General features: G+C 46.3%; 9 protein-coding genes, 1 other RNA gene and 1 pseudogene. 7 read left to right on the forward strand and 4 right to left on the reverse strand.

The genetic code is table 11. From position 1 onward, the window contains the following. Positions 1-55 precede the first annotated feature (55 nt). Both sspA and PRUB_RS00540 read left to right on the forward strand, forming a co-directional pair. Positions 56-682: a stringent starvation protein SspA gene (gene sspA / locus PRUB_RS00535; RefSeq protein ID WP_010386598.1), complete on the forward strand. Its 627-nt coding sequence runs from the start codon at positions 56-58 to the stop codon at positions 680-682. Continuing rightward, positions 682-1,131: a ClpXP protease specificity-enhancing factor gene (locus PRUB_RS00540; protein ID WP_010386596.1), complete on the forward strand. Its 450-nt coding sequence runs from the start codon at positions 682-684 to the stop codon at positions 1,129-1,131. The genes sspA and PRUB_RS00540 overlap by 1 nt, the downstream gene beginning before the upstream one ends. 54 nt (positions 1,132-1,185) lie before the next feature. On the opposite strand, the gene dolP is transcribed toward PRUB_RS00540, so the two are convergent. From dolP to PRUB_RS00560, 4 genes are read right to left on the reverse strand one after another with little or no spacing between them, the layout of a single operon-like run. Continuing rightward, entirely contained in the window at positions 1,186-1,752 is a 567-nt protein-coding gene (dolP, locus tag PRUB_RS00545; protein WP_010386594.1) for a division/outer membrane stress-associated lipid-binding lipoprotein, read from the reverse strand. 3 nt (positions 1,753-1,755) lie between these two features. After that, positions 1,756-2,340: an SIS domain-containing protein gene (locus PRUB_RS00550; protein WP_010386593.1), complete on the reverse strand. Its 585-nt coding sequence runs from the start codon at positions 2,338-2,340 to the stop codon at positions 1,756-1,758. Between the two features lies 1 nt (position 2,341). Next, entirely contained in the window at positions 2,342-2,707 is a 366-nt protein-coding gene (locus PRUB_RS00555; RefSeq protein ID WP_010386592.1) for a YraN family protein, read from the reverse strand. Positions 2,708-2,710: 3 nt separating this feature from the next. Beyond that, complete coding sequence (locus PRUB_RS00560) at positions 2,711-4,603, reverse strand: penicillin-binding protein activator (protein WP_010386591.1); 1,893 nt, start codon at positions 4,601-4,603, stop codon at positions 2,711-2,713. A 63-nt stretch (positions 4,604-4,666) separates the two neighbouring features. On the opposite strand from PRUB_RS00560, the gene rsmI reads away from it, so the two are divergent. From rsmI to secD, 5 genes and pseudogenes are all read left to right on the forward strand, one after another. Next, positions 4,667-5,530, forward strand: coding sequence for a 16S rRNA (cytidine(1402)-2'-O)-methyltransferase (gene rsmI / locus PRUB_RS00565; protein ID WP_010386590.1), 864 nt, complete (start codon positions 4,667-4,669; stop codon positions 5,528-5,530). A 59-nt stretch (positions 5,531-5,589) separates the two neighbouring features. Then, positions 5,590-5,960, forward strand: an RNA gene (rnpB, locus tag PRUB_RS00570) — RNase P RNA component class A. Between the two features lie 277 nt (positions 5,961-6,237). Next, a complete protein-coding gene (locus PRUB_RS00575) occupies positions 6,238-13,413 on the forward strand; it encodes a LamG-like jellyroll fold domain-containing protein (protein WP_021032765.1) in 7,176 nt (2,391 codons plus the stop codon). 264 nt (positions 13,414-13,677) lie between these two features. Then, the gene (locus PRUB_RS00580; protein WP_155946255.1) at positions 13,678-14,238 is read left to right on the forward strand and encodes a hypothetical protein; all 561 of its coding nucleotides are present in this window, start codon (positions 13,678-13,680) and stop codon (positions 14,236-14,238) included. Positions 14,239-14,350: 112 nt separating this feature from the next. After that, a pseudogene (secD, locus tag PRUB_RS00585) lies at positions 14,351-16,163 on the forward strand (protein translocase subunit SecD). The last annotated feature ends 1 nt before the right edge of the window (position 16,164 follow it).

Genomic DNA, 16,164 nt, shown 5'->3' on the forward strand with positions numbered 1-16,164 from the left:
TAAAATTGGTATTAAAGTGATTTTATTACTTTGTCATTAATTTATGGAGGTAGGCATGGCCGTTGCTGCCAATAAGCGCCCTGTTATGACTCTTTTCTCCGGTGCAAACTGTATGTACAGCCATCAGGTTCGTATCGTATTGGCCGAGAAAGGGGTAAGTGTCGATATTCATCTGGCCGAAAAGGACAACTTGCCAGAGGCACTACATGAGATTAACCCTTATGGTACAGTTCCCACTCTGATCGACAGAGAATTAGGCCTGTATCAGGCAAATATCATAATGGAATACCTAGATGAGCGTTTCCCTCATCCTCCATTAATGCCTGTCTACCCTGTTATGCGTGGTCGTAGCCGTCTAATGATGCACCGTATCGAAACAGACTGGTATAGCCTTGCAGAAAAGATTGCGCAAGGTGGCGCAGATGCTGAACAGGCGCGCAAAGAGCTGACAGAGGCGTTACTTGCGATCGCACCTATCTTCAGTGAAGCACCTTACTTCATGAGTGAAGAGTTCAGCCTGGTTGATTGTTACCTGGCACCTCTATTATGGCGTTTGCCACAGCTTGGCATTGACCTGTCGGGTGCTGGTGCAAAAGAGCTGAAAGAGTACATGCTGCGTTTATTTGAGCGCGATTCATTCCAGGCTTCATTAACTGAAGCTGAGCGTGAGATCCGCAGCTAATGACTTCAAATCGCCCCTACCTATTACGTGCTTTCTACGACTGGATTGTCGATAACCAGTGTACACCCCATATTGTGGTTGATGCTGAGTTTCCGGCGGTTGAGGTACCACGTCAGTTTGTTCAGCAGGGGCAGATAGTGCTGAATGTTAGCCCTTCAGCAGCTGCTAACTTTTTAATGGACAATGACGCACTGAGCTTCAACGCGCGTTTCTCTGGTCAGCCCATGCAGGTTTATGTACCAATTGGTGCTGTGCTGGCAATTTATGCGCGTGAGAATGGCGAAGGTACGATATTCTCTGAGCCGGAGCATCCACAGGATGACATGCTCTCTGAAGATGATGATCAGACTCAAGCAGAAGAGCGTGAGGAGTCAGTTGAAGCCACTTCAACCGATAAAGAAACGCCTGAAAAGGCGAAGAAAACCTCGCATCTGAGAGTGATAAAGTAGCACGTCAAAACATAAAAAAACCTGCCATAGGGCAGGTTTTTTATTATTTATTTCCTATAAGATTTCAAAAGCCTTCACGACTTTCTGTACCCCGTGCACATTGCGTGCAATATCAACGGCCCGTTCGGCTTCTGTTTGATTGACCAGGCCCATCAGAAAGACTTCGCTGTTTTCAGTAACTACCTTAATATTGCTGCCATCTATGTGATCGTCGGCAATCAACTTAGTTTTTACCTTAGTGGTTAACCAGCTGTCATTTGTCTGAGTGGTGATACCAATGTTGCTGCCGATCCGCAGCTGATTGTAAATCTGCTTAATGCCCTGAACACCTTGCAGGGTGCTGTGAGCTTGCTGTTTCATTTCTGTGGTGCTCACCTGGCCCACCATCAGTACGTGGCCGTTGACACTCACCAGGCTAATATTAGCGTGGTTAGCCAGTGCCGGAATGCGCTTAAGTGCCAGGGTTCCTTTGATCTCGATATTGTTATCATCAATTTGTGAGCCCAGTGTTCGTCTGTCATTGGCTGACGTGACAGCGCCAGCGGTACCGGCCACAACCGCGGCTGCGCAGCCCTGGATCAGTAACACGGAGCAAAGTATCAGTGCAGGTCGTTTTAACATCTTTTATGCGTCCTGTGGGAAGAGAATATTGTCGATTAACTGGCTCAGGCAGTGTACGGTAAATAAATGGGTCTCGAGAATGCGGCTGGCACGTTTACTGGGTACGCGTATTTCTACGTCATTGGGTCCCAGCAGCCCCGTTAGCTCGCCACCATCATCGCCGATCAGCGCAATGACATTGAGATCATTGGTCAGCGCTGCCTCTACCGCACTGATCACACTCTTTTCATGTCCGTCGATGGCCACAACAAACAATAGATCATTTTCATTTGAGATAGCGCGAACCTGGCGGGCAAAATAATCTGATCCCTGGTTCTCGTCGTTATTGCTGAGGTTGATCTGAGTCTGGCTCAGGGTCAGTGCAGGCAGACACGGGCGCTCAGTCTCAAAGTAATTCACCAACAGATTGCTGAAGTGTTCCGCCATCATGTGGCAGCTTGGTACGCCACAACAGATCAGTTTATTGCCGTTGATGAGGCACTGTGCAATTGCATAAGCCGTTGATTCAAGTACCTCAGGGAGCGCTTCACCTGCGGCAATTTGTGCTTGAATACTTTCGGTAAAGATCTCTTTAATTGATTCTTGCATACTAAGTTATATTTCTAATCCATCGGATATCTGGGTTTTTATCGCCTTGAATTGCTACAAAGTCGATTCGGACAGGGACATTGTGCAAAGCAGATTGTTGCAGGTAATTATATATACTGCGACGCAATTTTTGTAACTTACTTTGACTCAGCGCCTGTATTGCGCCACCAAAGCCTCCGCCACGGCGGAATTTTACTTCGACGAACACCCAGGTATCGCCTTCTTTCATGATCAGGTCTATTTCACCATAGCGGCATAAATAATTACGTGTTATGGCTTTAAGACCCTGCTTTTTAAGATAAGTTTCAGCAACCTTTTCATAGTGTTGGCCTTTTTCTCGGCTATGACTGAACAGGTTGCCAAACATCGTTTACTGCTGTGCCTGGTAATTGTCATACAGCTGTTTCATAAACAGCGGCGTAGGTGGGCGCTGGTCCAGGCTCACCAGTCGGATCTGCTTTTTGTGATATTGTGCCCAGCTCAGCTGACGATCAATCCGGTTCGCTTCTTTGATGGTGAGTGCGCCAGTCAGGCCGTCAAATTCTTTGCCTGGTATTTTACTCAGCTGCTTAATTTCAGGGAGCAGGTTTAGGGCATCATAGGCCATGGCAAACAGGCGTTGCTCAATGTCTGATTGTTCCGGCCACAAGACAGAGTGTTGTTCGCGCAAGTTTTGCAACTTTACCGCACCGGGTAGCATCCAGGGTACTTCGGTGAAAAATAGCCCTTCTAGATCCCCTTTGTCTGTTTTGTCTATCTGCTTGCTGTAACTCCGCGAGCTGGCATAGAGCGGAATACGATCGGCAAAGGTACTGACATTGACGTCCAGATAAGGCTTGAGTAAACGAGTTTCAATGGCATCCCCTAAGATATAGATGGCATCTATATCACGACGTGAACGGGTCTCGCTTTCCAGCTCTTTGCGAAACATACGCTTAATGGTGTTGATCCGCTGTTTTGAGCTGTCTACTTCAAGCAATTGGCCAACCACTTCGGCCATGTTTTCACTGTCTGAGTAAAAGCCGACTTCCGGGCGGGTTTCGCTATAACGCTGCCACTGGGTTTCAAAGTGGCTGATCAGGCGTTTACCGGATGCGGTATCGGGAGCCAGTAACATCGGCTTTTGATAGCCTTTGGCGAGAAAGTGCACCATGGCCTGCTCAACCTCATGCTCGGGGTCCAGCGCAAAGTAATAATGGTCTGGATTTCCGGCCTGTGAAGCGGTATCCAGGGTATTTAAAAACAGGGCAGGTGTGGTTGTTAAATATGTACTGGCGGTGAGCTTTTCTACATTGCTTTTGAGTAACGGACCAATGACAAATTCAGCCTGACTTTGTTGTAGCTCTTTATCAATTTGTGCAACATCCAGCGTTTCATCAATAAAGAAAATCTCTTCAACCCGGTTGTTGTCCATTGCGGCCAGGAAGCCATTTTTGAGGGCTCTGCCCAGGCGTTCACTGTTGCCAGAGGTTGGTAATAAAACCGCGATGCGGGTTACGTTATAGGGTGCGAGATCCAGCGTGGTTTTTACCTCAGTGGGGATAATCTCACTGCCCGGGTGGCTGGTATATCGACGTTGCCAGTTATTTAACGCCTGATGAAGTTGCACCGTCGACCCGAGGTAGATCTGATGATACTTGGCCAGTTTAACCCAGCCTTGCTGGATAACCGTGCCGCGATCGAAGCGTTCCAGCGCATAGGAGGACAACTGCTGCAATGCCTGCCAGATGTCCCGATTCAGACCGGCAATCGACAATTGGTGTTTGTTGGCCAGGTCGGCACTTTTAAAATAATGGACCAGTGCTTTTTTGGGCAACTGCTGGGCGGCATATACGCTGCCCATTAAATACTGATGCCAGGCCTGATGTTCGGGCAGTTTTAATTTGCTCTCCAACGTTTGCAGTAAGGCCAGCGCGCTGCTGAATTTCTGCTGTTGTTGTCGGGCCAACGCGGTATACAGTTTGTTTTGTACATGATCGACACTGGCTTTGCTTTCAAGCTCGCTACAGGCCAGTTCCAGAATGGGCCAGTTTTGTTCGTCAATGGCGGCTTGCCTTGCCAGATAGAGCAACTGGATTTTACTAGCGCCTTGTTTGCTGCTGGCCTTATCGAACAGACCTTGCGCATCCAGTTGTTCAGCTGGTGCGGTAGAGGCTGTGGCCAATGTCTGTTTGTCTTGCGTTGATGCCGTTTTAGGGGTTGTGCCACAGGCAGATAACCCTGACAATACCGCAATCACTAGACTTATATTTTTCAGTCTCACTCGCAAACCTATACTCATACCTTTTGTTTGTGGATATCTTACTGACTGACCCTGGAGAGCTCAATGACAAATGCCGAAATCTCAGACAAAATTGGCACCCTGTATATCGTTGCCACACCCATAGGCAATTTAGAAGACATCAGTGAACGTGCGCTGAAAGTGCTGGCAGACGTCGACTTAGTGGCTGCCGAGGACACGCGCCACACAGGTAAATTATTGAGTCATTTCAGCATAAAAGCAAAAACCTTTGCTTTGCACGACCACAACGAGAAACAAAAGGCGCAGCAGGTTTTGGACTGGCTGGAGCAGGGTATGGACATCGCGCTGGTATCCGACGCTGGCACGCCGCTGATCAGCGACCCTGGCTATGCGGTGGTGAACTTATGTCGTGAAGCCGGCGCTCAGGTTACTCCTGTGCCTGGCGCCTGTGCTGCAATTGCGGCAGTGAGTTGCTCTGGTTTGCCAACGGATCGCTTCCAGTTTATTGGTTTTACGCCTGCTAAGAGCCAGGCTCGCCAGAGCTTCTTTAAAGAGGCACATGAGTCCGGCATCACCAGCATTATGTATGAAAGTACTCACCGTATCATGGCCAGTCTGGCTGACTTGCAAACAGCACTGGGTGAACAGCAGCAGGTAGTGTTCGCCAAAGAGCTGACTAAAACGTATGAAACCTTTTTCAGTGGGCCAGTGTGTGAGCTGATTGCGTTTCTCGAAAACGAACCTGAGCGCCAACGGGGCGAGCTGGTACTGATGCTGCCGGGTAAAACCCAGGTGAGCAGCGAAATGTCGCCGGAAGCCAAACAGCTGATCGGTTTGCTGGAAGGGGAAATGCCGCTGAAAAAAGCCTGTGGCATTGCCGCTGAGTACTTCGGATTGAAGAAAAACGCCCTGTATAAAGCCATCATCGCCGAGCGCGAAGGGGAATAATGGCAAGTAACGCAAATTAATGCTGCGTTTTATGGTAAAGGTGCGTATAATCGCCCGCCTGAGTCAGCCGGATAATCGCTGCCTGTGACGAAAATGATCAGGGGGAGGAAAGTCCGGGCTCCATTGGGCAGGGTGCCAGCTAACGGCTGGGGGGCGTGAGCCTACGACAAGTGCAGCAGAGAGAAGACCGCCTAAGTTCTTCGGAACCGGTAAGGGTGAAAGGGTGCGGTAAGAGCGCACCGGGCCACTGGTAACAGTTGGTTGCAAGGTAAACTCCACCCGGAGCAAGACCAAATAGGGTTCCTTATGGTGTGGCCCGCATCGGAACCGGGTAGGTTGCTCGAGCTTGGGAGCGATCCCAAGCCTAGACGAATGATTATCGATCTCCCTCGGGAGAGAACAGAACCCGGCTTACAGGCTGACTCACCCTTTTACATTAGCAAACGCTTGTGCATGCAAGCGTTTGCTAACCTACTTTTAAAGCCTATCTCGTATTTTCACGCCTTAGCTACGCAAAATGTTACATGACAAATGTGCTTGTATATATCTCATTGTTTTAGTCCAGTTAGTTTGGGTTTTTAGGCATGCTCAAGGCCCAGAAAATTAATGAGAAATGTCTAAACTTCCTTATTGTATACATATTTAAATCTCATTTTTGTGAGATAAATTCATATCTTAAGCTGTATTTACCGACCAGGTAGAGGGGTATGAATACTATAATGCGGAACAAACTGTACTTGGCACTACTGACTGTGGGGACTAGTTTTCCCAACTTTGTTCAGGCAACGCCGGCCCCATTGACAATAAATGTTGATGAAAATACTAAAGCGAACACGATCATTGGTACTGTTAGCTTCCTTGATGGCGAATCAGACAAAAAGGTACGTTTAGAAGTTGGTAAAACTGAGATAAAAAACTGGGTAACAAATGGTGAAGCGTTTGAACCCATTTCATTTACTTCAACCTTTACACAAGCACCAATCGTGTTTGGGCAAATCCAGTCAAACAGTGACTATCAGGTAGAGTACGAAGTAAGTACTTATTCTTATTCTGGCGTAACAAGCAAGAACAATAATCGCTTGTTAATGCGTCATCGCCTAGACAATGTAACAGCCCTTGGTTTTGAAGCGGTATTAGAGTCAGAGTTAGACAAAAAAGGCACTAGCGTTATCCAAAGCTTCCTTGACACTGGCGAAGGTGAAACGCTAGGTTGGATTGCATTTGCTGAGCCTATTTCAGCTTTTTGGAATGACAAGCCTATCGACGTGTCAAGCACAGGCACTTCGGTAACACACAATACTCACGGTCACGCGTTTAGTGTGCCGATGACAGACACTCCGAATATTTTAACTTCTTTATCGACGTACAACGGCACTTCGCAAAGTGGCGTGGCAGTTGATGAATTGTCTGCAAATAAAGTAAAAGTTCATATTGATAATCTTGATGATGCTTCACACGCTGCGGAAAACGTAAACGTATTTGCATTACAAGGTACAGGTTTATTGTTTACTGAGACGATGGCTATTGTTGGTGAAACAGGTGTGATCACGGTTGATGACACTGACATCGAAAATCCATTCTCAATTACTTTCTCAAAATCGTATAACAATCCGGTTGTTTTTGTACAAGCCGTTGGCAAAGACAAAGAGATTTTCGATGCAGCCGTACGCTTAAACTTCGTTGCCCCTATGATGCTAGAAGGTTATCTGCATGCAGATAATGAAAACCTTGTACCAAATCGTTTTGGTGAGTTCGAGCTTCATTACCAAATCTTCGAAGCAGGTCGTTGGGATATCCCCCTTGAGCACTACACTTACTCTATTGTATCTGGCAATGATGCCGGGGTATTTTCAGTTGATCCGGTGAAAGGTGAAATTAAAGTTGCTGACCAAACGCAATTAGATTTTGAACTTGGCAACAACCAATATTCATTAACAGTTCGCGTTACAGATGGTGCGGGAAACCAATACGACACCCCTGTGACAATTAATGTGAACGACATCAATGATTCATTAAATAACAACGCGCAATCCATTGATGGTCTTGCCGCGGATGACTGGGCCGGTTGGTCAGTAGCCCCTGCTGGTGACGTAAACGGTGACGGTTTCGACGATATCATTGTAGGCTCTCCACAAGCAGATGTTTATAGAAATGACGGCACCTTTATGTACGAAGATAATGGTGCTGCTTACGTTCTTTTCAGTGATGCAACGGGCACATTCCCATCATTAACAGAAGTGATCGGTGGTACTCGTGGTTTTGGTATCATGGGAGCTGAGTCTGGCGACAACGCAGGTTTTGCGGTTGCTGGCGGTGTTGATATTAACGGCGACGGATTATCAGACGTTGTAGTTGGTGCTCCTTATGCGGGAACCAATGGCGATTACTCTGGTTCAGTATATGTTGTATTTGGTAAAACAGGTACTAACTATGTGCCATTGTCTGATATGAATGCTGGCGGGAGCGATTATGGTTTTGCTATACACGGTGCATACACAGAAGATTATGCAGGTGGTACGTTAGTCGTTGGTGACGTTAACGGTGACGGTCTGGGTGATATTGTTATTGGTGAAACGGTTACTCGTTTCTTAGCGGGCACAGGCTCTTTTGCATTAAGAGATTTACTTGAAGATGGGACAGCTGATCCTAACCTAGCGTATGTTGTTTACGGTAAAAAAGACAACAATGTTGTTCAGTTAGCTAACGTTGCGACTGACTACAACGAGCAAGGTTTTGCGATTACGCGTCCAAGCAGAAAGTTATTTAGCGACTGGTATTATGGCGCACAAGTTTTACCAACGGGTGACTTTAATAGCGATGGCTTAACAGACTTTATTGTTAGCCACGGTTTATTTGTTGATACCTCTGGTACAAGTTACGTTGTTCATGGCCGCATCGGCGGAGAGGCTGTGAAATATAACAGCATTAAATCCGCAGGCAATGGCATCAAGATCACGCCACAGGGCAGCGGCAATTATGGTTTCGATTTTGGTGATGCAACTCTTGATGCACTTCCTTCTTTTACCACCTCTCACGTAGGCGATGTAAATGCTGATGGTGTTGACGATATCGCGTTATTGTTGACAGACATAGGGTGCTGTTCTGGTATTGAACACCCTCGTGCATACATCTTATTTGGCGGTGTTGACGTTGCTGATGAAATCAATCTAGCGGATATTGCCAATGGCAATGGCGGTTTTGTAATTCACAATGACGCGTCAAATATCGACCACAATGACTTACAAGTTATTTTAGGTTCAATCGGTGGTGCAGGTGACTTAAATGGCGACGGCTTTGACGACATCATCATCGGTGATCCGTTTGCAGAGGACAACAAAGGTCGCGTTTACGCTGTTTATGGCCGCGCAGGTACAGAGCCTGTTTATCTTAGTGAGATCATTGAAACCCAACAAGGTTTTTACTCCGAAGGTAATGGTGGCGAGCAGCTCGGGCAATTCATTGCAAGTGCTGGTGATATTAATGGCGATGGTATCAAAGACATTCAATTTGGTACGCCTTCTGCGAACAAAAACAATTTAAACAACACAGGTGCTGTGTATGTTCTAAATGGTGACGGCAAGTTAGTAACGCTTTGGGGGACTGAGGGTAACGACACAGTCACAGGTACTGCGTCTGCAGATAATATTGCCACTGGTACAGGTGACGACGTTATTCGAACTAACGGTGGCACTGATGCCGTTTACGCAGGTCCAGGTGAAGATACCATTTATATTTCTGACAACACCTTCACGCGTATTGATGCAGGCGGTAACACAGATACATTAGTATTTGACGGTTCAGGCATTAATCTAGACCTTGCAACTCAAGCCTCACGTGTACGTAACGTTGAAGTATTTGATATCCGTGGTTCAGGTGCTAACTCAATTACGCTTAATAAGAGCGTGAGCAGTAATTCAAACTTACGTATTTTAGGTGACAACGACGACTATGTTGGTGCTGCAAATAACCAGTGGGTTGACTCTGAAACAACACAGGTTATCGATAATGTGACTTATAAAGTGTTCACATCTGGCTCAGCGACTATGTTAGTGCAAGATGGTTTAACAGTTACAGTTAATAACGCCCCAACGATTGAAGACCAAACGTTTGCTGTCAGTGAAATTGCTGCCAGTGGCACAGGAATTGGCATACTTGCAGCCGATGCAAATGATGTTGGTGACTTCGTTACGTTCCAAATTTTAAGTGGTAATGAAGATGGTGATCTCGTATTGGATGCACAAACAGGTGTATTAAGCATAAGCCCGGCCATCTCTCGCTTAGATTTTGAAAATACCGCAACTTACACATTACAAGTGATTGTGTATGACCAATACAATACGACTGACACCGCACAGATTACTGTTGACGTATTAGATATGGATTCAATGGAAATTACGTTAGAAGGTGATGTAAGTGGTGAAGGTAGTTATTGGGGCGATAACACTGTACTTGAACTATTAGGTATGAGCTCTCCGCAGTGGGCGTCAACTGAAACGAAGCATACTTGGAATGTGCCAGAAGAAAATCTGCCTGATGATCCTGCGATTATTCGAATTGAATCACACGGGAAAATCCATTATGTCGGCGGTATGGACTTATTCGGTGGATGGGTTGAAGCTGACATTCCGCTTGAGCTGGATTTACGCTTCCCGGATGAAATTGCAGCAGGTCAGCCGGTTAATTTAGCAACCAAGTTTACCGTTGGCGAAAACGCAAACTTCATTGCGTCGTCTCCCGGTGTGCAAATCTCAGCTGAGTTAATTTTTGAAGACTATTTAATTAAATATGAATCAGCATTGTTTGAAAAACTAAATGGTCAAACCAAAATTGATTACGCGTCTTATGAGAAAACGGTCGGTTCAGAATCGTTTGGTGTATACGGTGGCAACTGTGCCAATGCACTCAATCGTTCTAAATGTTACAAGTTAGATGATGGTGTTGAAGTTTACGATTTAACGCGTGAGTTGACCGATGAGAAACTTACTTCATTAATTGAAAATAACTTCTACGAGTTATCAGTTGTTACCGCTGAAGACCACGCAAGAGATGTGAGTGATAACATTACTCACGGCACCAGCATGGTTAATGGTGTTTATATTATTGACGTTGTATACGCTCATAAAGGTGCAGTTGATGGTATTGAAATTATCAGTACTGATGTCTCAGACCCAACAGCCACAACAATCTCTTTCATTCCTGCAAACATGACGAATGAACAGATCATCTATTTCATTAAGAATCTAACACGTGACTCTTTAGCTGAGGTGCCTTCAAACGCAAGAAAGGCGATTGAAAAAGCGATTGGTTTAGAAGTAGATAAACTGCGTTTCTTAGCTGGTCACGATCTAACTGACTGGGTATCAGAAGAAATTTACTGGGGCTCTAACTGGACTAAGTGGCATGCACAAGCTGGCATGGAGTCAATGGAAGGCACGTCTGAACAATGTATTGATAACTATTTTGCACCTGCTGGTGAAGATTTATATCGCAGATACAAATTCAGTACACTTGATACTTTTGTGAGTGCAGCGCTAGATTTACACCAAGACTTTGAGTTGAACATTGAATCTACGGCTATTTTAGTTCTTGAAGATGGCACTGAGGTTTACTTTGACCCAGAAGAAGACATTACCTTTACGCCAGAGCTTACGCATGACGTTAATAACGACGGTATGATTGACGCGACATTAACCGTCAATGCTGCATCAAAATTTGTTAACAACACGAAAATGAATGCATTTTTTAGAATGCCATTTAAATTGCTTGAGTTTGAATACAATGTCCAAGAGGCCGTTTGTACCGCAGATAACATCTACACTATGGGTAACCAAGGTTTGATGTTTGAAAAAGGTTCTTATGGGCCATTATTAGACAGCGAAAAAGAGATCCAATATGACACCACAGACTTTGGTGGGCCAACGGAAATCACTATCGCGCAAAACTCATTCACAACAGCGTTATCATTTGATTTATGTAGTAACAGTGCTGCATGTGGTGAACCGGTGCTGTCATATGGTAACAATGCTCCAGTGGCTTCTGAGGTAACATTAGCTGGCGATTTTATCGGTAAATCTACAGTATCAGCGTCATACACTTATACTGATCATGAAAGTGATATTGAAGAGCGCTCACGTTATCAGTGGTATCGTTCTGCGACAGGCAGTAATGATGATGCGCAAGTTATTGATGGTGAATTCTATCAATCATACACCTTGTCATTGGAAGACATTGATAGCTTTGTGGCTTTCTGTGTAACCCCGCATGATGGTACTGATTTTGGTAACCCTGAGTGTAGTGAGTGGAGCCCTGTTGAAAGCCCATATCATCAAGACTTATCTATCATGAGCGGTTTTGGCCAATCTATTGTAATCAACGGTACTGATCAGAGCATGGTTCAAACTATGGACTCTGGTTTTAATCCAAACAGTTCATACACGATTGAAGCGTGGGTAAAAGTGAACTCGTTGAATCCAGAAGAAAACTCTAATTTATTCACTTTTTCAGAAGACGCAAACTCTTCAAAGGCTGCGGTGAGAATATTCTCTGATGGTCGTTTACGTGTGAAAGCCACAAACACCACGTTTAAGTCGACTGAGACAATCACTGTTGGTCAGTGGCAGCACTATGCTGTGAGTTATGATCAGCCGACTCAGCAGTTGTCAGTATACTTAGACGGTGAACTAATCATTTCTGAAGTAGATGCTGCAAAAGATAGTAACGTTTACTTTGTGTGGGGTTCTGGCAACGATGGTATTAGCAAGAAGTTAGATGCGAATATTGACGAAGTTCGTATTTGGGATTACGCAAAATCACAAGAGTCTATCGCGGCAAATCGTTACTTAGGCGCTTCGTTAAGTAACTCAAACCTAGTTTCTTACTATCACTTTGACAGTATGGTTAACGGTGAATTAGAAGATCTAACAGGCGAGAGTACGATGACGTTAATGAACGGGCCTGAGCTTGAAAAGCATAATACATATTTAACGTTTGACGGCAATGGTGACTACGTTGACTTTGGTGACCCGACCGATGGTTCACTTGACTTCGGTGGTGACAACTTCACAGCACAAGCTTGGATCTATTTAGAACCAGGTTCTGGCAATCAAACTCGCATTATTCTCAATAAAAAAATTGGTGGTGCCAATGGTTATAAAGGCTGGACGTGGAGTGTTAACACAAGAAATCGTTTAACGTGGAATCATGATGCGTACAGCAATGGTAAAAAAGGATATGAAGCGACTGGTCAAAAACTTACTACCGGACGTTGGTACCATGCTGCAGTTGTTGTTGATTGGGAAAATGCCGCTAAAGTGACAATGTATCTAGACGGCAAGAACGTTGGTAGCAGTGCTTTAGGTACAAAACGTAACTTGAACAACCACGTACCACTTCGTATTGGCGCTTACAGTTCGACAGATACAACAACAAACACCTTTAAAGGTCACATTGATGATGTTGCGATATGGACTCGTGCACTATCTGAAGATGAGATAAATGCTTGTAAAGAGGAAATGGAGCTAGGCTGTCAACAAGATTTACTGTTGTATCACGACTTCGAACAAGATGTCCGAAAAAATAAAGCGATTGATAGATACAACGGTACTATTTTTGGCGCGGTTGAAGTAGATAATAGCCTTGATGTTAAGTTTACTACGACTGAGTATGCTGCTTTTGCTGGCAAGCTACCAGGTGGCAATGGGGTGACATTTGGGTTGGCAGATGCGCCAGCTTTCGGCGACGTAGCCATCGGTGAATACTCTGGTGAATTTATTTATACACCAAATGGCAGTGCAAATGGCGCAAGCGACTCATTTAGTTATTACATTTACACTAGTAGCAATGGTCAAAGCCAGAAGCAGATTGTCACCATTGAGTTTGAATAAGCTCAATAGCGTATAAAAAGTTTGAAGCCGCGATACCAAAAAGTGTCGCGGCTTTTTTGTTTCGATAATATTTATGAGATCGTTACGCTAAAGGCTGTGATTTATTAGGGCCGTTGGTAGGGCATATTTTTGTACTAAATGCGTGCGATAGAACAGGGGGCTATTGAATTGTGCATGGTGGTTTTGACTAAGATTAAGCGCAACATAATTTCTCGTCAATTTTACGCTGCTATGCTCCCCCCGGTATCACGGTCATTTTTTGTGATGGCTATTGAAAAACCGTTTTGCCGTCTATATCTTCACCCCATGAGTTATGAGACATTTGCCAAAATATTGCGGTGTTTAGTGCCGCTTTTGCTGCTATGTACGCTACTGAATATGGGTAGTCGCGATGCTGTGGCCGCAGATTGGCAAACCCAGCATGTTTCAATGGCAGTGTTATCACAGGCTGTGAGTGTTGATACCGAACCTGACACCAATGACCTCTGGCATAAAGCCACCGACACAGCACTGATAAAGCACTTGTCTGCGCCAGGTAGCGAGGTGTCGCATTCACAACCGGCAAGCTATCCCGCGCAACTGCCGTCACAGAGCCGATTAACGCATCCCAGTTACTTTCTGCATCCGGACCAACAGCCAGATTATGATCTGCTCTATGTCTTTGCTGATCCCGACTTGTACCGGGTGAGCCAGCAATATATTCACCAACCGTTGAAACGACCCTGGCATCAGTGTGCCTCGCGTATGCGCACAGGTCTTATTAATGACTGCCAGCCTGCTAATTTAACTTACCGTGCAAGACTGACTTATCAGCTGAGCGCCTGATCTCACGATACGTAGCGACCAGAACCCTGGTTGGGCTGCGACATGTTTTATCAGGTAAATAGCAAAGTGTGAGCTGCTCAGCGATGCAGCTCATCGATAAGTGAGTCAAATTATGAATAGAAAAACGAACGCTGCGAGTACGGTCTGGCCGGCGCGGCTCAAACGGCTGTTGGTGGTTGCGGTGATCCTTGTATTGGGTTTGTGTGCCATGCCCAATTTATATCAAAACAAAACCCAACTCAGTATCAGTGCGCTGCCACAAGCGCAGACCTTGCCCAGTCCCGACACGCTCGTGCAACTGCTACAAAGCCACGGCTTTAGCGTTGCACAGATAGGTTCGGGCGAGCCAACGTTGGTGACGTTAACGTCACAGACTGCCTCAGCCTCAGCACAAGCGGTGTTGGCCGAGGCGTTGCGGGATCAGGCGACCGTAAAAGTGGTTGAACAAGCCACTGCGCCATATTGGTTGCAACGGCTGGGGTTATCACCCATTAAGCTGGGCCTGGATTTAAATGGTGGGGTGCTGTTCGTGTTGAAAGTCGATACCGACAAAGCACTGGAAAAGCGCATGGAAAATATCGCGCTGGAGGCAAAGTCTCAGCGCATCCGCGATAAATTAAAAGGCGTGCGTATTGAACGCAGTTCGGTTGCAGGTCTTGAGTTGGTGGCGCTCCCCCAGGGAGCGGCGGCATTGCAGCAGTTACAGACGGCATTGCTGGCCCAGTTTCAGCACCTGAGCGTCCAGACACATAAACACGGTAATTTATTGCGGGCAACACTCAGCTACGATGAGGCTGGCAAAGCAGCCTTTGAAAAACAAACCATGACCCAGGCGCTGACCACACTCAGATCGCGGATCGAAGAGCTGGGCATTACAGAAGCTGTGACCCAGCGTCAGGGGGCCAATTACATTCGTATTGAACTACCCGGGGTTCAGGAGCCGGCGGCAGCAAAACGGATCATCGGTGCGACAGCACAACTGTCTTTCCATGCGTTGCAGGAGTTTGGTGGCAAGCGCGTCAAAGCTGAGTATGGCATGGTGGGGTTAGACCCGCTGGCTATTTTTACCGGGGCTGATATTGACTCGGCGCAGGCTGGCCGGGACGAGTATGGCAAACCTCTGGTGCAGTTATTTTTATCATCCCGGGGCGGCGATAAAATGTTGCGTTTTTCCCGTGCCAATGTGGGTCAGCCTATGGCGACTATGTACAGTGAGTATATCGCCGATAGCCGGGGTGAGATCCACCAAAGTAGTCAGGTGATTTCAGTCGCCACCATTCAACAGGTGTTGGGACAACGCTTCAGCATAACGAACCTGGGGTCGTGGCAAAAGGCACAGGATCTGGCGCTGTTATTGCGGGCAGGATCTTTAGATGCGCCCTTAACCATAGTAACCGAACGCACCATAGGGCCTAACCTGGGTGCGCAAAACATCGCGAGTGGTTTTGGTGCACTGGCACTGGGCCTGTCGCTGACATTGGGGTTCATGTTGTTGTGGTATCGCAAGCTGGGTGTCATTGCCTGCATGGCGCTGGTGGCGAATCTGGTGTGTTTAGTGGGCCTGATGTCGTTACTACCGGGCGTTGTGCTGACCTTACCCGGCATTGCCGGCCTGGTCCTGACGATAGGTATGGCGGTCGATACCAATGTGATTATCTTTGAGCGGATCAAAGAAGAAAGACGACAAGGAAGCAGCATGCGCGGCGCTAAAACGTGGTTATCAGCAAGCGCAAAGCAGCATTATAGATGCCAATTTGACGACCATGATCACCGCGCTGGTGTTGATGTCCATTGGCTATGGCCCGGTTAAGGGGTTTGCCATTACTCTGGCGCTGGGGATCATCACCAGTATGTTTTGCGGCGTGGTGGTCTCCGGCCAATTGTCGCAGTGGTTCTATCGCACCAAATCGGAAAAAGGAGCCTGAT

The organism is Pseudoalteromonas rubra, assembly GCF_000238295.3.
Taxonomy (GTDB): Bacteria; Pseudomonadota; Gammaproteobacteria; order Enterobacterales; family Alteromonadaceae; genus Pseudoalteromonas; species Pseudoalteromonas rubra.